At 73.0% G+C, this 21,169-nt stretch carries 15 protein-coding genes; 6 read left to right on the top strand and 9 right to left on the bottom strand.

The features are described from left to right. Positions 1 to 164: 164 nt before the first annotated feature. The 4 genes from IE271_RS01725 to IE271_RS01710 all read right to left on the bottom strand — a co-directional run bounded on the left by IE271_RS01725 (position 165) and on the right by IE271_RS01710 (position 5,422). Positions 165 to 1,895: a glycoside hydrolase family 13 protein gene (locus IE271_RS01725; protein WP_190188283.1), complete on the bottom strand. Its 1,731-nt coding sequence runs from the start codon at positions 1,893 to 1,895 to the stop codon at positions 165 to 167. A gap of 186 nt (positions 1,896 to 2,081) precedes the next feature. Then, the gene (locus tag IE271_RS01720; RefSeq protein WP_190188282.1) at positions 2,082 to 2,987 is read right to left on the bottom strand and encodes a sugar ABC transporter permease; all 906 of its coding nucleotides are present in this window, start codon (positions 2,985 to 2,987) and stop codon (positions 2,082 to 2,084) included. Positions 2,988 to 3,000: 13 nt separating this feature from the next. Next, positions 3,001 to 4,005, bottom strand: a complete 1,005-nt coding sequence (locus IE271_RS01715) for a carbohydrate ABC transporter permease (RefSeq protein ID WP_190188281.1) — start codon at positions 4,003 to 4,005, stop codon at positions 3,001 to 3,003. Between the two features lie 148 nt (positions 4,006 to 4,153). Continuing rightward, a complete protein-coding gene (locus IE271_RS01710; RefSeq protein WP_190188280.1) occupies positions 4,154 to 5,422 on the bottom strand; it encodes an extracellular solute-binding protein in 1,269 nt (422 codons plus the stop codon). 462 nt (positions 5,423 to 5,884) lie between these two features. Here IE271_RS01710 and IE271_RS01705 point away from each other — a divergent pair, with 462 nt between their 5' ends. Both IE271_RS01705 and IE271_RS01700 read left to right on the top strand, forming a co-directional pair. After that, positions 5,885 to 6,904 carry a LacI family DNA-binding transcriptional regulator gene (locus IE271_RS01705; RefSeq protein WP_190188279.1) on the top strand — a complete coding sequence of 340 codons (1,020 nt, stop codon included), beginning with the start codon at positions 5,885 to 5,887 and terminating at the stop codon, positions 6,902 to 6,904. Between the two features lie 114 nt (positions 6,905 to 7,018). Further along, positions 7,019 to 8,011, top strand: a complete 993-nt coding sequence (locus IE271_RS01700) for a phosphatase PAP2 family protein (protein ID WP_190188278.1) — start codon at positions 7,019 to 7,021, stop codon at positions 8,009 to 8,011. Here the strand turns inward: IE271_RS01700 and IE271_RS01695 are convergent. From IE271_RS01695 to glnA2, 3 genes are all read right to left on the bottom strand, one after another. After that, a complete protein-coding gene (locus IE271_RS01695; RefSeq protein ID WP_190188277.1) occupies positions 7,990 to 10,989 on the bottom strand; it encodes a bifunctional [glutamine synthetase] adenylyltransferase/[glutamine synthetase]-adenylyl-L-tyrosine phosphorylase in 3,000 nt (999 codons plus the stop codon). The genes IE271_RS01700 and IE271_RS01695 overlap by 22 nt on opposite strands. A 132-nt stretch (positions 10,990 to 11,121) precedes the next feature. After that, on the bottom strand, positions 11,122 to 11,823 hold the full coding sequence (locus tag IE271_RS01690) for a histone deacetylase (protein ID WP_190188276.1): 702 nt from the start codon (positions 11,821 to 11,823) through the stop codon (positions 11,122 to 11,124). Positions 11,824 to 11,986: 163 nt separating this feature from the next. Further along, entirely contained in the window at positions 11,987 to 13,348 is a 1,362-nt protein-coding gene (gene glnA2, locus IE271_RS01685; RefSeq protein WP_190188275.1) for a gamma-glutamylpolyamine synthetase GlnA2, read from the bottom strand. Between the two features lie 381 nt (positions 13,349 to 13,729). Between glnA2 and IE271_RS01680 the strand changes: the two genes are divergently transcribed. The 3 genes from IE271_RS01680 to IE271_RS01670 all read left to right on the top strand — a co-directional run bounded on the left by IE271_RS01680 (position 13,730) and on the right by IE271_RS01670 (position 17,310). Continuing rightward, positions 13,730 to 14,416: a thioredoxin-like domain-containing protein gene (locus tag IE271_RS01680; RefSeq protein ID WP_190188274.1), complete on the top strand. Its 687-nt coding sequence runs from the start codon at positions 13,730 to 13,732 to the stop codon at positions 14,414 to 14,416. 65 nt (positions 14,417 to 14,481) lie between these two features. Continuing rightward, a complete protein-coding gene (locus IE271_RS01675) occupies positions 14,482 to 15,132 on the top strand; it encodes a DUF305 domain-containing protein (protein ID WP_190188273.1) in 651 nt (216 codons plus the stop codon). 423 nt (positions 15,133 to 15,555) lie between these two features. Continuing rightward, positions 15,556 to 17,310 (top strand): NAD+ synthase, encoded by a 1,755-nt coding sequence (locus IE271_RS01670; protein WP_190188272.1) that lies wholly within the window; start codon positions 15,556 to 15,558, stop codon positions 17,308 to 17,310. A gap of 77 nt (positions 17,311 to 17,387) precedes the next feature. Here the strand turns inward: IE271_RS01670 and IE271_RS01665 are convergent, their stop codons facing one another. Together IE271_RS01665 and IE271_RS01660 are read right to left on the bottom strand one after the other, a co-directional pair. Further along, the gene (locus IE271_RS01665) at positions 17,388 to 18,629 is read right to left on the bottom strand and encodes an MFS transporter (RefSeq protein ID WP_190188271.1); all 1,242 of its coding nucleotides are present in this window, start codon (positions 18,627 to 18,629) and stop codon (positions 17,388 to 17,390) included. Between the two features lie 202 nt (positions 18,630 to 18,831). Next, positions 18,832 to 19,869, bottom strand: coding sequence for an endonuclease/exonuclease/phosphatase family protein (locus IE271_RS01660; RefSeq protein ID WP_190188270.1), 1,038 nt, complete (start codon positions 19,867 to 19,869; stop codon positions 18,832 to 18,834). 308 nt (positions 19,870 to 20,177) lie between these two features. Between IE271_RS01660 and panB the strand changes: the two genes are divergently transcribed. Next, positions 20,178 to 21,056: a 3-methyl-2-oxobutanoate hydroxymethyltransferase gene (gene panB / locus IE271_RS01655; protein WP_190188269.1), complete on the top strand. Its 879-nt coding sequence runs from the start codon at positions 20,178 to 20,180 to the stop codon at positions 21,054 to 21,056. The last annotated feature ends 113 nt before the right edge of the window (positions 21,057 to 21,169 follow it).

The following is a 21,169-nucleotide window of genomic DNA, read 5'->3' as shown; positions in this document are numbered from 1 at the left end:
AATATGTCGTAACAGATTTCAACGACCTTGCCCGAACTGCTGGTTGATCACACGGACATTCGGCCCGCACGGCGCCCCGTGGGGCCGTCGTGAAGACCACCGCAACGCGATGGCGCCCCGGTCCGCACAGGACCGGGACGCCGCCGTCGTACGTCAGGACCGGGTCAGACCGCCCACCACACCGTGGTGTCCGCGGGCAGTTCGGCCTCGGGCCCCTCGACCGCCGGCTCGGCGCTGGCGACCAGCACCCGCCCGTACGCGGGGACGGTCACCGCCTTGTCGCCGGTGTTCGCCGTGCACACGAAGTCCCCGCGCCGGAAGGCCAGGACGCCCGCGGGCGCCGGCAGCCACTCCACCGCGTCGCCCGCACCGAGGTCCGGGTGCTCGCGGCGGACGGCGAGCGCCGAGCGGTACAGCTCCAGCGTGGAGCCGGCGACCCCGGTCTGCGCCTCGACGCTCAGCTCGCCCCACCCCTCGGGCTGGGGCAGCCAGCTGCCACCGTCGCCGAAGCCGTACGAGGAGCCCTCGCGGGTCCACGGGATCGGCACTCGGCAGCCGTCGCGGAAGCCGTCCTGCCCGGCGCCGCGGAAGTACGCCGGGTCCTGGCGCACCTCGTCCGGCAGGTCGACGACGTCCGGCAGGCCCAGCTCCTCGCCCTGGTAGAGGTAGGCCGAGCCGGGCAGGGCCAGCATCAGCAGGGTGGCCGCGCGGGCCCGGCGCAGGCCCAGCTCGCGGTCGCCGGCGAGGCGGATCTGGGTGCCGAGCCCGGCCGGGTTGGCGAACCGGGTGGCGTGCCGGGTCACGTCGTGGTTGGACAGCACCCAGGTCGAGGGGGCGCCGACCGGCCGCATGGCGTCCAGGGTCCGGTCGATGACCGAGCGCAGCTCGTCGGCGTCCCAGTGGGTGCTCAGGTACTGGAAGTTGAACGCCTGGTGCAGCTCGTCGGGGCGCACGTAGTGGGCGGTGCGCTCGACGGTCGGCGTCCAGGCCTCGGCGACGAAGATCCGCCCGCCCGTCGCCCACCACCGCCCTTCTCCGGAAGGCCCTTCGGGCCGCTCCTCTTTTTCGGAGTACTCGTCGAGGATCGTCCGCCACTGCCGGTAGATCTCGTGCACGCCGTCCTGGTCGAAGAACGGCATGACATCGTTGCCGAGAAGCCTAACCTGATCATGGGAACCCAGGTCCGGCAGGCCCTCGGCCTTGACGAGACCGTGCGCGACGTCGATACGGAAGCCGTCCACCCCCATGTCGAGCCAGAACCGCAGGATCGACCGGAATTCGTCTCCCACGGCCGGGTGATCCCAGTTGAAGTCGGGCTGCTCGGGCGCGAAGAGGTGCAGGTACCACTCGCCGGGGGTGCCGTCGGGCTCGGTGACCCGGGTCCAGGCGGGCCCGCCGAAGACGGACTCCCAGTCGTTGGGCGGCAGTTCGCCGTCCGCGCCCTTGCCGGGCCGGAAGTGGTAGCGCTCCCGCAGCGGCGAACCAGGGCCCTCGGCGAGGGCGCGCTTGAACCATTCGTGCTGGTCGGAGGAGTGGTTGGGAACGATGTCGACGATGACGCGCAGCCCCACCGCATGGGCGTCGCGGATCAGCGCGTCGGCGTCGAGGAGGGAGCCGAACATGGGGTCGACGGCCCGGTAGTCCGCCACGTCGTAGCCGGCGTCGGCCTGCGGCGAGGCGTAGAACGGGCTCAGCCACACGGCGTCGACGCCGAGATCGCGCAGATACGGCAGTCGGGCGCGCACGCCCTCCAGGTCGCCCATGCCGTCGCCGTCGCTGTCGGCGAAGCTGCGCGGATAGACCTGGTAGATCACCGCGTCCCGCCACCAGTCGCGGTGGGCGGCGACGGTGGCGAGGGCGGAGGTCGGGGCCGGGTCGGCGGAGTGCTGGCTCATGGCGTCCTTGATGCGAGACGGATTCGGTCGGTGGTGCACGGGTGCGGACGCACCTGCGGGCGCACCTGCGGGCGCACCTGCGGGTGCACGTGCGGATGACGAGGCGGCCGCGGCGGGTGGCGGGGTCGGATGGTGCCGCCGCGGCCGCCGCCCGCGCGCGGTGAGCGCGCACGGGAGCTTAGGGCGTCAGCCCTTCGTGCCGCCCGCGGTGAGACCGGTCACCAGATTCTTCTGGACAAGGTAGAAGAAGGCGGAGACCGGGACGGCGACCAGCACGGCGGTCGCGGCCATGTACTGCCGCTGGGCGTCGTGCTCGCTGACGAAGCTCTGCAGGCCGACGGCGAAGGTGTACTTCGTGTCGGAGAGCAGGAACGTGGTGGCGAAGGCGACCTCGCCGACCGCCGTGATGAAGCTGTAGAAGGCGGCGACGGCCAGGCCCGGCCTGGCGAGCGGCAGGATCAGCCGGGCGAACGTGCCGAAGGGGGTCAGTCCGTCGACGCGTCCGGCCTCGTCGATCTCGAACGGGATGGTGTCGAAGTAGCCCTTGAGCAGCCAGGCGCAGTACGGCACCGCGGTCGAGCAGTAGACGAGGACCAGGCCGAGGTAGCTGTCGACGAGGCGGAGCTCGGAGAGGATCTCGTACATCGGCACCATCAGCACGGCCACCGGGAACATCTGCGTGACCAGCAGCACCCACATGAACTTGCGGTAGCCCGGGAAGCGCATGCGGGAGACCGCGTAGCCGGTGGTGGCGGCGACGAGGACGCCGATGACGGTGGTGCCGAGCGAGACGACGAGCGTGCTCACCAGCCAGTCCGAGAAGTTCGTCTCGGTCAGCACGAACGTGTAGTTGTCGAGCGTCATCCTGCCGAAGATGCGCCCGGGGTGCAGGTAGTCGTCCTTGTCGGGGCCGAGCGAGAGGAAGACCAGCCAGGCGATCGGGAAGAGCGCGGCGAAGCTCGCCACGATCAGGACCGCGTGCGAGACGAGGGAGCCGGCGAGGCCGCGCCGCCCGCGCCCCTTGCGCGGTGGAGCGGCCGCCGCGGGGGCCCGGTCCGCGGGCGCGGCGGTCGGGAGGGTCGTGGTGCTCATGGGAACTCCTGCCTCAGAGCGCGGGCTGCTGCCCGTTGCGGTCCAGCCAGCGGCGGTAGACGGAGGTGAAGACGATCAGGATGGAGAGGAGCAGGATGCCGTAGGCGGCCGACTGCGCGTAGTCGCGCGGCTGCTGGCCGAAGCCCAGCTGGTAGGCCCAGGTGACGAGGATCTGCGCGTCGGGCGCGGTGTTGCCGAAGAGCAGGAAGATCACCGCGAACTGGTTGAACGTCCAGATCACGCCGAGCAGCACCACGGTGGAGCTGACGGACCTCAGACCCGGCAGGGTGACGTGGCGGAAGCGCTGCCAGGCGTTCGCGCCGTCCATCTCGGCGGCCTCGTACAGCGAGGAGTCGATGGACTGGAGCCCGCCGAGCAGCGAGACCATCATGAACGGCACACCGCACCAGGTGTTCACCATGACCGCCGCGAACCGCTGCCAGAAGCTGTCCTCCAGCCACAGCGGCGTCGGCAGGCCGATCGAGTCCAGCGCGTTGTTGATGACGCCGGAGTCGGCGAGCATGAAGCGCCAGCCGAAGACGGTGACGAAGGTGGGCACCGCCCACGGCAGCACCAGGATCAGCCGGTACAGGGTGCGGCCGCGCAGCTTCTGGTTGAGCAGCAGCGCGAGGCCGAGGCCGATGACGTAGTGCAGGGTGACGCAGAGCGCCGTCCAGACGATCGTCCAGATGAAGTGCGACCAGAACCGGTCGTAGGCGGTCGGGCCCCACAGGATGTCGGCGTAGTTGTCGAGGCCGATCCACTCGTAGGTGGCCTCGATCTCGTTCACGCCGATGGTGCGGGCGGAGTTGAGGCTGTTGGCGTTCGTGAACGTCAGGTAGAGGCCCCGGGCCAGCGGGTAGAGCACGAGGACGCCGATCACGGCGACCACCGGGGCGATCATCGCGTACGCGTACCAGTACTTCTGGTAGCCCTGCCTGAGGCGCTGGAGCGGGCCGCGGCGCGGGGCCGGCCCACCGCGCCGCTTGCCGGTCGCTCGGTCGATGGCGACTGTCATGGTTCGACACCTTCTGCGTGTTCAGGGGTACGGCCCGGGGCGGCCGGTGGAGCCAGGCGCGGGCGGCGTCGCGGGCCGCACGGCACCGGGCGGAGGCCGCCGCGGCCGTTCACCCGGGGTCCGGGGAAGGACGCGGCGGCCGCGCGGATCACTTGCCGAAGTCCGGCACCAGCTCGGCGATCGCCGTCTCCGCGTCGCTCAGCCCCTTGTCGAGGGACTTCTTGCCGCTCGCGATCGCGGGCAGCTCGTCGTCGAGGGGGGTCCAGAAGGAGCTGTACTCGGGCAGCGCCGGACGCGGCTGGGCCGCGGCGAGCACGCCCTGGTAGCCGGCGATGCCCGGGTCGGCCCTCACCTCGTCCGTGTAGGCGTCCTCGCGGGTGGGCAGCGTGGAGTTCTTCAGGGCGACGGTCTCCTGGGACTTCGCCGAGGTCATGAAGTTCACGAACTTCAGCGCCGCCTCCTGGTGCGCCTTGTCCGAGCCCGCGTACACGGAGAGGTTGTGGCCGCCGGTCGGGGCGCCCGCCTTCCCGGTGGAGCCGGCCGGGACGGTGGCGATGCCCAGGTTCTCCTTGTCCTTGAAGGCCGAGCCCTTGTAGAAGTTCGTGATCTCCCAGGGGCCCTCGATGATCGAGGCGACCTTGCCGTTGACGAACGCGTCCTGCTTGTGGGCGTAGGCGTCGGCGGTGGTGTCGGCCTTGCCGAGGCCCTTGCCGTCGAACAGGCCGAGCCAGGTCTTGTAGCCCTTCTTGGCCTCGGCCGAGGCGACGGTGATCTTCTTGCCCTCGGCGTCGACCGTGTCGGTGCCCTCGCCGTGGAGGAACGGCTGCCCGTAGTACCCCGCGGCGGAGCCCTGGTAGCCGTCGACGCCGGTCCTCTCCTTGATGGTGGCGGCGGCCTTCTTCAGGTCGTCCCAGGTCTTGGGGACCTCGACGCCGGCCTTCTCGAAGAGCTGCTTGTTGTAGACCAGGGCCAGGGTGTCGGTGACCAGCGGGACGCCGTAGGTCTTGCCCTCGTACCGGGCCTGCTCGATCAGGCTCGCCTGGAACTTGTCCTGGTCCGCGAGGGCCTCGGTGCCGTCGAGCGGCAGGAAGTAGCCCTTCTTCGCGAACGCCGGGGTCCAGCCGACCTCGGAGCGCAGCACGTCCGGGGCGCCCGAGGCGCCGGCGGCGGTGTCGAACTTGTTCTGCGCCTGGTCGAAGGGGACGTTGACGTACTTGACCTTGATGTCCTTGTGGGCGGCCTCGAACTCCTGGACCAAGGCCTTGTACGTCGGCGCCTCGTTGGTGGCGTTGGACGTGTCCCAGTAGGTGAGGGTGACCGGACCCTCGGCGCTGTCGCCGCCGTCGCTTCCGCCGCAGGCCGTCGCCGCGAGGGCGAGGGACGCCACCAGCGCGGTGGCCGCTGTGCCACGCCGCATGAGTTCTCCTTGAGGGTGAAAGCCCGTGTGGTCGAGGAACGGTCCCGTCCGCCGTTCCTCTGCCGACTTGCCGACTGCGCCGTTGCGGGGCGGCCGGGCGACGTGAACGTAACAGCGATGTAAGCGATCCGAAAGACCTTGCAGCAAAAAAGTGCAAGAGGGGGCGACAGTTACCCGGCCGTGATCCGGCCGCGCCCCCGTAGAGACCCGGAGTTGACGCCGCTCGCAGGGGTGGACGAGTCTTGTGCAAGACTCTGCAAGCTCTTGCCACACCGGTCCGGTGCGAGGATCATCGCCCCGTCAAGGACGGCAGGACCCCACTCCTTCCGGCGCGCGCGTCGGACGCCGACCAGTACACGAGGGAGCGCGATGACGCAGCAGCCCGCCGCGGGCCGTTCGACCGCCCGCACACGGCGTCCGGCCGGTGGGCAACGGCAGACCCGGCCGGTACAGTCCCATCCCGTGACCACACGGCTTGCCGACATCGCTGCTCAGGCGGGGGTGAGCGAAGCGACCGTCAGCCGCGTCCTGAACGGGAAGCCGGGCGTCGCCGCCACCACCCGCCAGTCCGTACTGGCCGCCCTGGACGTGCTCGGCTACGAGCGCCCCGTCCGGCTGCGCCAGCGCAGCGAGGGTCTGGTGGGCCTGATCACCCCGGAGCTGGAGAACCCCATATTCCCCGCCCTGGCCCAGGTCATCGGGCAGGCGCTGACCCGGCAGGGCTACACCCCGGTGCTCGCCACCCAGACGCCCGGCGGCTCCACCGAGGACGAGCTGACCGAGATGCTGGTCGACCGGGGCGTCGCCGGCATCATCTTCGTCTCCGGACTGCACGCCGACACCTCCGCCGACATGCAGCGCTACGAGCGGCTGCGCGGCCAGGGCGTGCCGTTCGTCCTCGTCGACGGCTTCTCCCCCAAGGTGCAGGCGCCCTTCATCTCGCCCGACGACCGGGCCGCCATGTCGCTCGCCGTCACCCACCTCGTCTCGCTCGGCCACACCCGTATCGGGCTCGCGCTGGGCCCGAAGCGGTTCGTGCCGGTCCAGCGCAAGATCGAGGGCTTCGTGCGCACCGTGCAGGACCTGCTGGGACTGGGCACGGAGGAGATCGAGCAGCGGCTCGTGCAGCACTCGCTGTACACCCTGGAGGGCGGGCAGGCCGCGGCCGCCGCCCTCATCGACCGCGACTGTACGGCCGTGGTGTGCGCGAGCGACATGATGGCGCTCGGCGCGATCCGGGCGGCCCGCCAGCGCGGCCTGGAGGTCCCCCGCGACGTCTCGGTCGTCGGCTTCGACGACTCCCCGCTGATCGCCTTCACCGACCCGCCGCTGACCACGGTCCGCAAGCCGGTGCCCGCCATGGGCCAGGCGGCCGTGCGCACGCTCCTGGAGGAGATCGGCGGGACGCCCGCCCCGCACAGCGAGTTCGTGTTCATGCCGGAACTGGTGGTGCGCGGTTCGACCGCTTCCGCCCCTAGGTGACCGCCTCGTCCCCGAGGTGGAGAGGACCCTGACTCCCCGGGGGTAGAACATGCGGTCGACACCCGCCCAGGGGATGATCTGTGGGGTAGAGGTTATCTGGCAGACTCTGTCCCTATGGGTGAGACGACCGTGACGACTGCGGACGGCCGGCAGCAGGCCGCTGTGGCCCCCGTCGCGGACGAGGCCGACGGGCCCGGCGCGGGGCGGGCCGCCCCTGCCCTGCTCCGCCGGCTGCGGACGCCGAGCCGTCCCCGCCTGTGGTTCGAGATCCTGCTCATCGCGGTGAGTTACTGGACGTACTCGCTCATCCGCAACGCGGTGCCGGAGCAGAAGGCGCAGGCCCTGCGCAACGCCGACTGGATCTGGTCCGCGGAGCAGCGCCTCGGGATAGCCGTCGAGCAGACCGTCAACCACGCCGTGAACGGCGTGACGTGGCTGGTCGTCGGCATGAACTACTACTACGCCACGCTGCACTTCGTGGTCACGCTCGCCGTCCTGGTGTGGCTCTACCGCAGACATCCGGGCCGGTACGCGGCGGCCCGCCTCGCCCTCTTCGCGACCACCGCGGTCGCCCTGGTCGGCTACTACCTGTATCCGCTGGCCCCGCCCCGCCTGGTGCCCGGCGGCGGTTTCGTCGACACGGTCCTGGTGCACGACACCTGGGGGTCCATGGCCTCGGGCGACCTGAAGCACATGTCGAACCAGTACGCCGCGATGCCCTCCATGCACATCGGCTGGTCCCTGTGGTGCGGCCTCACGGTCCTCGCCCTGGCGCGGGTGCCGTGGCTGCGCGTGCTGGGCGCGCTGTACCCGGTGGCCACGCTCGTGGTGATCGTCGCCACCGCCAACCACTTCTGGCTCGACGCGGTGGGCGGCCTGCTCTGCGTCGCCTTCGGCTATCTGGTCGCCTCCCTCTGGTACGGGGCGCTGCCCCACGCGCTGCCGCGCCTGCCGCAGGGCCGGGAGGGGTCCCCGGAGCGGGCCGCCGGGAAGGCGGCCGGGAGGACCCCGGGACGCGACCGGGTCCGGATCCGGGTGGCGGTCCGCCGCCGCGCCGCCGCAGGCGGCGACGGCGCGGAAGCCGCTCAGCGCTCCGTCGCGCCGTAGAAGAGCTGGTCCACCACGCCGCGCGCCCGCCGCGTCGTCCGCCGGTAGTCGTCCAGCATGTCGCCCACGTGACCGGGCCCGTAGCCCAGGTAGCGGCCCACGGCGGCCATCTCCCGCGTGTCCGGGGGGAAGGTGTCGCCCGCCCGGCCCCTGACCAGCATCACGGCGTTGCGCACGCGGGTGGCCAGGACCCATGCCTCGTCCAGCGTGGCCGCCTCCTCGTCCCCGATCAGACCGGCGGCCCGCGCGGCGGCCAGCGCCTCGCGGGTGCGGGTCGTCCGCAGCCCCGGCTCGGCGGCGCCGTGCCGCATCTGCAGCAGCTGCACCGTCCACTCCACGTCGGACAGGCCGCCGCGCCCCAGCTTGGTGTGGAGCGTCGGGTCGGCGCCGCGCGGCAGCCGCTCCGCCTCCATGCGCGCCTTGAGCCGCCGGATCTCGCGCACCGCGTCCTCGCCGAGCCCCCCGGCCGGGTAGCGCAGCGGGTCGACCAGCTCCGTGAACCGCCGCCCCAGGTCCTCGTCCCCCGCGACGAACTCGGCGCGCAGCAGCGCCTGCGACTCCCACACCAGCGACCACCGCCGGTAGTACGCCTCGTACGACTTCAGGGTCCGCACCAGCGGGCCCGACTTGCCCTCCGGGCGCAGATCGGCGTCGACGATCAGCGGCGGGTCGGCGCTGGGGAGCTGCAGCAGCCGCCGCATCTCGGAGACGACCCGGTTCGCGGCCCGGGACGCCTCCTGCTCGTCGACGCCCTCGCGGGGCTCGTGCACGAACAGCACGTCGGCGTCGGAGCCGTAGTTCAGCTCGTGCCCGCCGAAGCGCCCCATGCCGATGACGGCGAACCGGGTGGGCAGTTCGTCGCCCCAGTGGTCCCGCACCACCGCCCGCAGCGTGCCCGCGAGGGTCGCCGCGGTCAGGTCGGAGACGGCGCCGCCCACCAGGTCCACGAGCGCGCCCTGGTCCGCCTCGGCCGGCGACTCCTCGGTCCCGTAGGAGCCGATGATGTCGGCCGCGGCGGTGCGGAACAGCTCGCGCCGCCGCACGCCCCGGGCGGCGGTGACGGCCGCCTCGCCCCCGGAGGCGCGGTTGACCGCGGCGAGGATCTCCTGTTCCAGCTGGACGCGGCCGCGGGGCTCCAGGCCGGTGCCGTCGCCGAGCAGCGCCACCGCCTCCGGGGCCCGCAGCAGCAGGTCGGGGGCGAGCCGCCCGGCGGACAGCACGCGCGCGAGGTTCTCGGCGGCGGCCCCCTCGTCCCGCAGCAGCCGCAGGTACCAGGGGGTCTTGCCGAGCGCGTCGGAGACCTTGCGGAAGTTCAGCAGTCCCGCGTCCGGGTCGGCGGAGTCGGCGAACCAGCCGAGGAGCACGGGCAGCAGCGTGCGCTGGATGGCGGCCTTGCGCGAGACGCCCGAGGCCAGCGCCTCCAGGTGGCGCCGGGCCGCCGCCGGGTCCGCGTAGCCGAGCGCGGTCAGCCGCTCCCGGGCCGCCTCGGCGCTCAGCCGCGCCTCGCCGGGCGCGAGCTGGGCGACCGCGTCGAGCAGCGGCCGGTAGAAGAGCTTCTCGTGCAGCCGCCGCACGACGGCGGCGTGCCGGCGCCACTCCCGGGTGAGCGAGGCGACCGGCTCGGTGCGCAGGCCGAGGGAGCGGCCCAGGCGCCTGAGGTCGGCCTCGTCCTCGGGCACGAGGTGGGTGCGGCGCAGCTTGTGAAGCTGGATGCGGTGCTCCATGGAGCGCAGGAAGCGGTACGCCGCGTCGAGCTGCTCGGCGTCGGCGCGCCCGACGTACCCGCCGTCGGCCAGCGCCTTCAGCGCGTCCAGCGTGGTGCCCGAGCGCAGCGTCGTGTCGGCGCGCCCGTGCACGAGCTGGAGCATCTGCACGGCGAACTCCACGTCGCGCAGCCCGCCGGGGCCGAGCTTCAGCTCGCGCTCGATCTCGGCGGCGGGGATGTTCGCGACGACCCTGCGGCGCATGCCCTGCACGTCGGCGACGAAGTTCTCGCGCTCGGCGGCGTGCCAGACGAGCGGCGAGAGCGCGTCGGCGTACTCCCGGCCCAGCTCCATGTCGCCGGCGACGGGCCGGGCCTTGAGCAGCGCCTGGAACTCCCAGGTCTTCGCCCACCGCTGGTAGTACGCGACGTGGGAGGACAGGGTCCGCACGAGCGGTCCGTTGCGCCCCTCGGGCCGCAGGTTGGCGTCGACGGGCCAGATGGACCCCTCGACGGTCGTCTCGGAGCAGATCCGCATCAGGTGGGAGGCCAGCCGGGTCGCGGCCCGCAGCGCCTTCTGCTCGTCGGCGCCCTCGGCCGACTCCGCCACGAAGATGACGTCGACGTCCGAGACGTAGTTGAGCTCGTGGCCGCCGGTCTTGCCCATCGCGATCACCGCGAGCCGGGCGAGCGCGGCGTCCTCGGGCGCCGCGGCCCGCGCGACGGCGAGCGCGGCGCGCAGCGTGGCGGTGGCGAGGTCGGCCAGCTCGGCGGCGGTCTCGACGACGTCGATGGTGCCGCACACGTCGCGGGCGGCGATGGACAGCAGGCACCGCCGGTAGGCGACGCGCAGCGACACCGGGTCGTCGGCCTCGGCGAGCCCGCGCTCGAACTCGGCCGTCCCCGGGTGCAGGTCCCGCGCCTCGTAGGTGACGAGCGCCTGCCAGTCCAGCGGGTGCCGGGCCAGGTGGTCCCCCAGGGCCTCGGACGCGCCCAGCACCCCGAGCAGCCGGTCGCGCAGGGGCTTGGACGCGATCAGCGTGTCCAGCAGCTCGCGCTGCCCGCTGGGCCCGGGCTGCGCCTCGGCCAGCCGCACGAGCCCGAGCAGCGCCTGGTCCGGGTCGGCGGTGGCGCCCAGCGCGTCGAGCAGCACCGGGTCGTTCCGTATCGGCGCCAGCTCCCCGCTCTCCAGCAGCCGCTCGGCGGCGGAGGGATCGGTGAAGCCGTGCCGCAGCAGCCGCGTGAAGGTACTGCTTCTGCGCCCCGGCGCCGTCATCCCCGGCCTCCTGTGGATCGAGCGGATCAAGGTCGTACGGACCGAGCCTAACCGCACGGGGAGCGGGAAGCGCCGGGGCGGCGGGCCCGCGGGAGCACGCGTCCGCGGGGCCGCGTGGTCCGCGTATTCGGGTCACCCGGCGTGCCGGGTGCGCGCCGGGCCGCCGGCCCGGCAGTCGCGCACCACGCCGGCCACGGCGTCCGCCGGCCAGTGGCCGTACGCCCCCGGGCACGCGGCGACGTACGCGGTGATCGTCTCCGGGGACCACGCGTCCGCCGACAGCAGGCCCGAGACCAGGCAGCGCAGGTAGGCGGGCGACGGAGGGGTGTGCTCCACGTCGTCCATGCGCCAGGGGGCCGTGAAGGTCAGCAGGGGCAGGCCGTCGACCCGGCCGGCGTGCACGAGCGTCTCGTAGCGCCCCTGCCCCAGCGTCGCCCGGCCGCGGGTGAGGACCTCCGCCAGGTCCAGGGGCTCCCCCGGCGCGCGGTACATCTCCTGGGCCGCGATGTCGGAGAACTGGGCCGCGGACACCAGGTGCGCCCGGGCCAGGACGCGGCCGCTCGCCCGGGGGTCGTAGAACGCCCTGCCGCCGCCCCACACCTGCGACTCGGTGGCGAAGTACAGGGCGCCGGGGAGTTCGGCGGGGAGGGAGCGGGCGGGCATCCCCGGGTCCCGGCACCCGGGCTGCTCCCTGACCGCCCCCGCCGGCCGGCCGCCCCGCAGGTAGCAGGCGAGCCGCGCCAGGTCCGTGTTGGAGCCGTACGAGGTGTACCAGACGTGGGTCGGGTGGAGATCGCCCGGCGGGGCCGGGTCGACGGTCGCGGGGGTCTTCACCGGGGGGAGCTCCTGGGGAACGGCGTCGCGGGGCCGGCCGCCGGCCGGACGGTCACGGGTGGGGGCGCGGGGTTCCCGGAGGTGCCGGCGGCGGACACGCCGCGCGCCCCGCACCCGTCGTGCGGGTGCGGGGCGCGGCGTTCCGCGGACCGGGCCGCCCCGCCTACAGCACCGGCAGGTTCTTCCTCAGCTCGAAGGCGGTGACCTCGGAGCGGTACTCCTCCCACTCCTGCTTCTTGTTGCGCAGGAAGAAGTCGAAGACGTGCTCGCCCAGCGTCTCGGCGACGAGTTCGCTGCGCTCCATCAGGGTCAGGGCCTCGCCGAGGTTCTGCGGGAGGGGCTCGATGCCCAGGGCGCGGCGCTCCGCGTCGCGCAGGGCCCACACGTCGTCGTCGGCGCCCGGCGGCAGCTCGTAGCCCTCCTCGATGCCCTTGAGGCCGGCGGCGAGCAGGACCGCGTACGACAGGTACGGGTTCGCGCCCGAGTCGAGGGAGCGGACCTCGACCCGCGCCGAGCCGGTCTTGCCGGGCTTGTACATGGGCACGCGGACCAGGGCCGAGCGGTTGTTGTGGCCCCAGCAGATGTAGGACGGGGCCTCGCCGCCGGCGCCGGCGGTGCGCTCCGTGCCGCCCCAGATGCGCTTGTAGGAGTTGACCCACTGGTTGGTGACCGCGGAGGTCTCGGCGGCGTGCTTCAGCAGGCCCGCGATGAAGGAGCGGCCGACCTTGGAGAGCTGGTACTCGGCGCCCGACTCGTAGAACGCGTTCCGGTCGCCCTCGAAGAGGGAGAGGTGCGTGTGCATGCCCGAGCCGGGGTGCTCGGAGAACGGCTTCGGCATGAACGTGGCCTGCACGCCCTGCTCCAGCGCCACCTGCTTCATGACCAGGCGGAACGTCATGATGTTGTCGGCCGTGGAGAGCGCGTCCGCGTAGCGCAGGTCGATCTCCTGCTGGCCCGGGGCGCCCTCGTGGTGGGAGAACTCCACCGAGATGCCCATCGACTCCAGCATGGTGATCGCCTGGCGGCGGAAGTCCATGCCGACGTTCTGCGGGGTGTGGTCGAAGTACCCGGAGTTGTCGGCCGGGGTCGGCCGCGCGCCGTCGACCGGCTTGTCCTTCAGCAGGAAGAACTCGATCTCCGGGTGCGTGTAGAACGTGAAGCCCAGGTCGGAGGTCTTCGCCAGGGCCCGCTTGAGCACGTAGCGCGGGTCCGCGAAGGACGGCGAGCCGTCCGGCATGAGGATGTCGCAGAACATCCGCGCGGTGCCGGGCGCCTCGGCGCGCCACGGCAGCACCTGGAACGTCGACGGGTCCGGCTTGGCGATCATGTCGGACTCGTAGACCCGGGCGAAGCCCTCGATGGCCGAGCCGTCGAAGCCGATACCTTCGTCGAACGCCTGTTCCAGCTCGGCCGGGGCCACGGCGACCGACTTGAGGAAGCCGAGCACGTCCGTGAACCACAGACGCACGAACCGGATGTCGCGCTCCTCCAGTGTCCGGAGCACGAACTCCTGCTGCTTGTCCATCTTCCGCTTCCACCCATCCTTGCTGGTCAGGCTGCCTGCACTCACGTCACCGGGGGCAGTCGGGCACCTGAGCATCCCACCACAACACCATTTCACGCGCGTTGCGGACCATGATCGGCCGACCGTCCCCGGTCCGAACGCCCCGCGTACGGCAGATGCACTGCGCTACCGCCCATACTGCCTGCTCACCCGCGCCCGCGTAACGGGCGACCCCCACGCGGTCTCCGTACGGCCCGCCGCGCGGGCGACCACCCGGACAAGTGGGGCAAGGCGGGCGCGGAACGGGCCTGCCGGCGGGAGTCGCGCCTCCCCTCACACCTCCGCGCGATTCTTGGCTACGATCGGTGATCGCTTCTGCTCTCTCCGTAAAGGACGCACTTCATGGGTACCGCCCCGGATTCCGGCACGCCGTCGCACCCGAGCCGCGCCGAGGGGACGCGCCGCGGCCGTGTCCGCGCCGTCGCCGGGAGCGTGCTGGTGGTCGCCGCGCTCGTGGCCGGCGGCACGTACGTCGTCTCGGAGCGGTCCGCCGCCGACGAGCGGACCCCGGCGGGCGGCGACGCCAGGAACGGGGCGGACGCGGCGGGCGGGGCGAGCGGGACGGACGCGCCGGGGCGCTTCGTGACGGGCGAGGACGGCGTACGGACCTGGCGGGGCACGCTGTCGCGCCACCACGTCTCCGGGGACGTGGACTACCCGATGACGCCGCCGGTCGGCGGCGACCACGCCCCGGTGTGGATGAACTGCGACGGCGACGTCTACGCCGGGGCGGTCAGGGACGAGAACGCCGTGCACGCGCTGGAGCACGGCGCCGTCTGGGTCACGTACAACGGCAGGGCGCCCGAGGCCGAGGTGAAGGCGCTCGCCGAGAAGGTCCGCAGGACGCCGTACACGCTGATGAGCCCGGTGGCGGAGCAGAAGGACCCCGTCGTGCTCAGCGCCTGGGGCAGACAGCGCGCCGTGAAGGGCGCGGACGACCCCGCCCTCGACGCGTTCTTCTCGGAGTTCGTCCAGGGCGAGCAGACGCCCGAGCCGGGGGCCTCCTGCACGGGCGGGCTGTCGGAGTGAGGGCGGCACGGACGGGGGCTCTCCGGCCGGGGGCCACTCGACACCCGACGAGGAGGACACGCGGGATGCGGCATGCCGGACGGTTCCTGGCGGCCGGTGTCATGGCGGCCGCGCTGGTGACGGCCGGGGCGATCACGTACGCGGTCGCGGACGGGGACGCCTCCGGCGCGGACGGGCGCGGCTCCGGGCCGCGGACGCCGTCCGCGGACTCCGCGGACGCGGGCTTCGCACGGGACATGACGGTGCATCACCAGCAGGCCGTGGAGATGTCGTTCGTCGTGCGCGACCGCACCGACGACGAGGAGGTGCGGCGGCTCGCGTACGACGTCGCGCAGACGCAGGCCAACCAGCGCGGGATGCTGCTGGGCTGGCTGGACCTGTGGGAGCTGCCGAAGGTGTCGGCCGATCCGCCGATGACCTGGATGGGCATGGGCGGCATGCCGCCCGGCGAGGACGGCGCGCTGATGCCGGGCATGGCGACGGACGCCGAGCTGGAGCGGCTGGGCTCGCTCCGCGGCAGGCGGGCCGAGGTGCTGTACCTGCAGCTGATGACCGACCACCACAAGGGCGGCGTCCACATGGCCGAGGGCTGTGCCGCGCGCTGCGAGGTGGGCGCGGAGCGCCGGCTCGCGCGGACCATGGTCGAGGGGCAGGAGGCGGAGATCGACCTGATGGCGGACATGCTGCGGAAACGGGGCGCGGCACCGCGCCCATGAGAACGGCGGCCCTCTCGCGGCTCCCCTCCTGCGACCGGGGACCGCGCGGCACCGAGCTGGTGAGAACGGCGACCCCTTGCGGCTCTCCCCCGCGGCCGGAGGCCGCGCGGCACCGGGTCCATGAGGACGACGGCTCCTGCCGCTCGCTCTGCGACCGGCGGCCGCTCGGCACCGCACTCGTGGGAACGGCAACTCCTCGCCGCTCCCCCTGCGACCGGTGCCGCCCGGCGTCGCAGGGGCCGTGAGGGCGGGGCCGCGGGCCGGGGCGCCGCCCGGGCCCGCGGCCCCGGAGGAGGCGCTACGGTGCGCTCCCGCAGCGGGCCCCCGCTGCGGGAGCGCACCGTAGCGCCTCACGTGCCCCCGTGACGCTCCGGCGTCGCGTCCTTCACCCGATCGTGTCGCTCTGACGATTACACTGGACGTGTGCCTCAACTACGCCTCGCTCTGAATCAGATCGACTCGACCGTCGGCGACCTCTCCGGGAACGCCGAGGCGATCGTCCGTTGGACCCGGCACTCCGCCGACCAGGGAGCGCATCTGGCGGCGTTCCCGGAGATGGCGCTGACCGGGTACCCCGTCGAGGACCTGGCCCTGCGGTCGTCCTTCGTGGAGGCGTCGCGCGCCGCCCTGCACGCGCTGGCCGCGCGCCTCGCCGAGGAGGGCCTCGGCGAGCTGCCGGTGATCGTCGGCTACCTCGACCGCTGCGAGACCGCGCAGCCCAAGTACGGCCAGCCGGCCGGCGCCCCGCAGAACGCGGCGGCGGTCCTGCACCGCGGCGAGGTGGTGCTCACCTTCGCCAAGCACCACCTGCCGAACTACGGCGTCTTCGACGAGTTCCGCTACTTCGTGCCCGGCGACACGATGCCGATCGTGCGCGTGCACGGCGTCGACGTGGCCCTCGCCATCTGCGAGGACCTCTGGCAGGACGGCGGCCGCGTGCCGGCCGCCTGCTCCGCCGGGGCGGGCCTGCTGATCTCCGTCAACGCCTCCCCCTACGAGCGCGAGAAGGACGACACCCGCCTGGAGCTGGTGCGCAAGCGCGCCCAGGAGGCGGGCTGCACCACCGCCTACCTCGCCATGATGGGCGGCCAGGACGAGCTCGTCTTCGACGGCGACTCCATCGTGGTCGACAGGCACGGCGAGGTCGTCGCCCGCGCCCCGCAGTTCGCGGAGGGCTGCGTCGTCCTCGACCTGGACCTGCCCGCCGCCGCGCCCGAGCCGCCGTCCGGCACCGTGGACGACGGCCTGCGCGTCGACCACGTCGTGCTGTCCGCCGACCCGCTCCCGGCCTACGAGCCGGAGCTGACCGGCGGCTACGCCGACCGCCTCGACGACGACGAGGAGGTCTACTCCGCGCTCGTGACCGGCCTGCGCGCGTACGTGGCGAAGAACGGTTTCCGCTCCGTGCTCGTCGGTCTGTCGGGCGGCATCGACTCGGCGCTGGTGGCCGCGATCGCGTGCGACGCGCTGGGCGCGGAGAACGTGTACGGCATCTCGATGCCCTCGAAGTACTCCTCGGACCACTCCAAGGGCGACGCCGCCGAGCTGGCGCGCCGCACGGGCCTCAACTTCCGCACCGTGCCCATCGAGCCGATGTTCGACGCGTACATGGGCTCGCTCGGCCTGACCGGTCTCGCGGAGGAGAACCTCCAGTCCCGGCTGCGCGGCACGATGCTGATGGCGATCTCCAACCAGGAGGGCCACATCGTGCTGGCCCCGGGCAACAAGTCCGAGCTGGCGGTGGGCTACTCGACGCTGTACGGCGACTCGGTGGGCGCGTACGGGCCCATCAAGGACGTGTACAAGACGTCGGTCTTCCGGCTCGCGAAGTGGCGCAACCGCGCGGCCGAGGAGCGCGGCCACACGCCGCCGATCCCGGAGAACTCCATCAGCAAGCCGCCGAGCGCGGAGCTGGCCCCGGGCCAGGTCGACACGGACTCGCTGCCGGACTACCCGGTCCTGGACACGATCCTGGAGATGTACGTCGACCGGGACCAGGGCGCGGACGCGATCGTGGCCGCCGGGTACGACCCGGAGCTGGTGGCGAAGACGCTGCGCATGGTCGACACGGCCGAGTACAAGCGGCGCCAGTACCCGCCGGGCACCAAGATCTCGGCGAAGGGCTTCGGCAAGGACCGCCGCCTGCCGATCACCAACAAGTGGCGCGAGCGCCTCTGACCCGCGGCGCACGCCGGACACGGCGAAGGGGCGCCCGGTGCCTTCGCACCGGGCGCCCCTTCGTGTCCGTCACCGTCTCAGTGGCCGGCGGTCTCCGCCGCCTCCGCGGCCGTCCCCGTGTGGCGCGGGACGTGCGCGGCGACCAGGCGGCCCGTGCGGTCCGCCGGGGCGGCCGCGCGGCGGTCCACCGCGTACGCCACCCCCGCCACCGCGAGACCGAGCACGGCCAGGACCGCGCCCGCCAGCGCCGGGGAGGTGGCGCCGAGGCCGGCCGCCAGGGCAAGGCCGCCGATCCAGGCGCCGCCCGCGTTGGCGAGGTTGAACGCCGCCTGGTTGGCGGAGGACGCCAGCGACGGGGCGGCGGACGCCTTCTCCATCACCATCAGCTGCAGCGGGGAGCCCGTGACGAACGCGGCCGTGCCCAGCAGGGTGACCGCGACCGCCGCGCTCCACTGCGCCGCCATCAGGACCGGGAAGAGGCCGAGGACCACGACGAGCGCGGCGAGGCCGCCGAAGAGGGTGCCGCGCAGCGAGTGGTCGGCCAGCCGGCCGCCGAGCAGGTTGCCCGCGGTGGCGCCGACGCCGAACAGCGCGAGCAGCAGGGTCACGCTGGACCCGGCGTACCCGGCGGAGTCGGTGAGCATGGGCGTGATGTAGCTGTACGCCGAGAACAGGGCGCCGAACCCGGCGACGGTGGTGCCGAGCGAGAGCCACACGGGCAGCGAGCGCAGCGCGGCCAGCTCGCCGCGCAGACCGCCCGCGGCGCCGTGCGTGCGGTCCTGCGGGACCAGCAGCGCCAGGGAGGCGATGGCGGCCAGGCCGATGACGCTGACCGCGAGGAACGTGGCGCGCCAGCCGAAGTGCTGGCCCATCAGCGTGGCGGCGGGCACGCCCGCGATGTTGGCGACGGTCAGGCCGAGGAACATCAGCGAGACCGAGCGGGCCCTGCGCTCGGGGGCGACCAGGGTGGTGGCGACGACGGCGCCGACGCCGAAGAAGGCGCCGTGCGGCAGCCCGCTGACGAACCGGGCGGCCAGCAGGGAGTACTCGCCGGGGGCGAGGGCCGACAGCGCGTTGCCCGCGACGAACAGCACCATCAGGCCGATCAGTACGGTGCGCCGGGCCAGCTTCGCGGTGACCGCGGCGAGCAGCGGGGCGCCGACGACGACGCCGAGCGCGTACGCCGAGACGAGGTGCCCGGCGCTGGGGATCGAGATGTCCAGGTCGTCCGCGACGTCGGGCAGCAGGCCCATCATCACGAACTCGGTCGTGCCGATGCCGAAGGCACCCACGGCCAGGGCGAGCAGGGCCAGGGGCATGGGGATCCCTTCACCTTTCACGGGTTCGAGCGGGCGGAGCACCACGTGCGGCGGGGAGCCGTACGCGGCGCGGTGCGTGCGGTGCGGCGCGGGCCGCCGGGACGGGCCGGGGCCGCCCGCATGGACGTGCCCGCGCACGGGGGCGCGGGCACGTTAAGTTTACGTACGGAACAAAGTGTGGCAGGTGAAGTATTCCGCGGGGTTACGGGGCCGTTGCGGAAACCTTGACGCGGGCCGCCACCGGGAGGTGGTCGCTGCCGGTGGCCGGCAGCGACCAGGAGCCGACCGGCTCCACGCCCTCCACCATGATCTGGTCGATGCGGGCCATCGGGAACGACGCGGGCCAGCTGAAGCCGAAGCCGTCGCCCGCCGCGCCCTGGGTGGAGCGCATCTGGGAGGTCACGGCCTTCAGGGCGCGGTCGTTCATGGTGCCGTTCAGGTCGCCGAGCAGGATCTTCTGGCCCAGCGGGTCGTCGGCGATGGCCTCGCCGAGGGCGTCGGCGCTCTTGTCGCGCTGCCGCGCGGTGAACCCGGCCTCCAGCTTGACGCGCACGGACGGCAGATGGGCCACGTAGAAGCGGACGTCACCGGACGGGGCGGCGACCGTCGCGCGCATCGCCCGCGTCCAGCCCAGCTTGATGTCCACCGGCTTCGCCCCGCTGATCGGGTACTTGCTCCACAGGCCGACGGTGCCCTGCACGGAGTGGTACCTGTACGCCGACGCGAGCGCCCGCTCGTACACGGGGACCGCCGAGGCCTGCAGCTCCTCCAGGGCCACCACGTCGGCGCCGGAGGCGGCGACGTCGCGGGCGGTGCCGGCCGGGTCGGGGTTGTCCGCGTTGACGTTGTGCGTGACGACGGTGAGGTCGCCGCCGGTGGTGGACTTGGTGGTGAGCAGCCCGCCGAACAGGTTGAGCCAGACGAGCGCGGGCAGCACCACCGCGATCAGCGCGGTCGCCGACCTGCGGACCAGCGCGAGCACCAGCAGCACGGGCACGCCCAGGCCGAACCAGGGCAGGAACGTCTCCGTCAGACTGCCGGTGTTGCCGATGGAGTTGGGGATCTGCGCGTGCAGCACCATCACCAGGGCCAGGACGACCGCGAGCGCGGCCACGACCAGGCCGCGGCGCCAGATCCGGCGGTCGCGGCGCAGCGTGTCCGCCAGGCGCCGGAACCGGTTCCCCCGGCGCTCGGGTCCCGAGCCGCCGCTTCCGGTCTCCGTCATGTACGCCTGCGCCATGCCTCGCCTCACAACCTGCCGTGCACCTCGTCCCCGGTACCCAAGAACCCTAGGGGATGATCGCTGCGGTTCCCGCCGCCCCGGGGCGGCCGTACGGGAAACGAGGACGAGCGGGCGGGTGCCGGCAGTTCCGCTCGCGCGCCCGGGGTGCGGGATCTGTGACGAAACGCTCACATACGGTCCGCCGGGAACCGGGGCGCGGCGTACGCGGCAAGGGGCCCTAGCCGGGCCGCGGTGCCGGATGCCACCATGGAGGTGGTCCGGGGACGCCGTCAGGGCGCCTCGAGATGACAGAAGGAGCCGTTGCGATGACGCAGCTTCCGGCTGCCCAGAAGCAGTCCCCGCTCAAGCCCTCCGACAGCGGCAGGGCGCTGTACGGGGGCAAGGGCACCCGCCGCATCACCGTCCGCGACATCACCGCCGCCAAGGAGCGCGGCGAGAAGTGGCCCATGCTCACCGCCTACGACGCGGCGACCGCGTCCGTCTTCGACGAGGCCGGCGTCCCGGTCCTGCTCGTCGGCGACTCGGCGGGCAACTGCCACCTGGGGTACGACACGACCGTGCCCGTCACCCTCGACGAGATGACGATGCTCTCGGCGGCCGTCGTCCGGGGCACCTCGCGCGCCCTGATCGTCGGCGACCTGCCGTTCGGCTCGTACCAGGAGGGCCCGGTGCAGGCGCTGCGCTCGGCCACCCGCCTGGTGAAGGAGGCCGGGGTCGGCGCGGTGAAGCTGGAGGGCGGCGAGCGCTCGCACCGCCAGATCGAGCTGCTGGTGGAGTCCGGCATCCCGGTGATGGCGCACATCGGCCTGACCCCGCAGTCGGTGAACGCGATGGGCTACCGGGTGCAGGGCCGCGGCGAGGAGGCGGCGCAGCAGCTGCTGCGCGACGCCAAGGCGGTGCAGGACGCGGGCGCGTTCGCGGTCGTCCTGGAGCTGGTCCCGGCGGAGCTGGCGGCCGAGGTGACGCGCACGCTGCAGATCCCGACGGTGGGCATCGGCGCGGGCGCCGGGACCGACGCGCAGGTCCTCGTCTGGACCGACATGCTCGGCCTGACCTCCGGCCGCGTGCCGAAGTTCGTCAAGCGGTACGCGGATCTGCGCACCGTCATGGGCGACGCGGTGCGCGCCTTCGCCGAGGACGTCGTCGGCGGAACGTTCCCTCAGGAGGAGCACTCCGTCCACTAGGGCGGACACGGGGCCCGCGGCCGGGTCCCCCGAAGCCACTGCCGCACCCGGACGGCCCCGCCGATCTTCCCCCGTCGGCGGGGCCGTCCCCTGTCCGGGGGCCGTGCGGGCGC

This window comes from Streptomyces minutiscleroticus (genome assembly GCF_014650875.1).
Taxonomy (GTDB): domain Bacteria; phylum Actinomycetota; class Actinomycetes; order Streptomycetales; family Streptomycetaceae; genus Streptomyces; species Streptomyces minutiscleroticus.
Note: the sequence above shows the minus strand (reverse complement) of the source record. Positions and strands in the feature narration are given on the sequence as shown.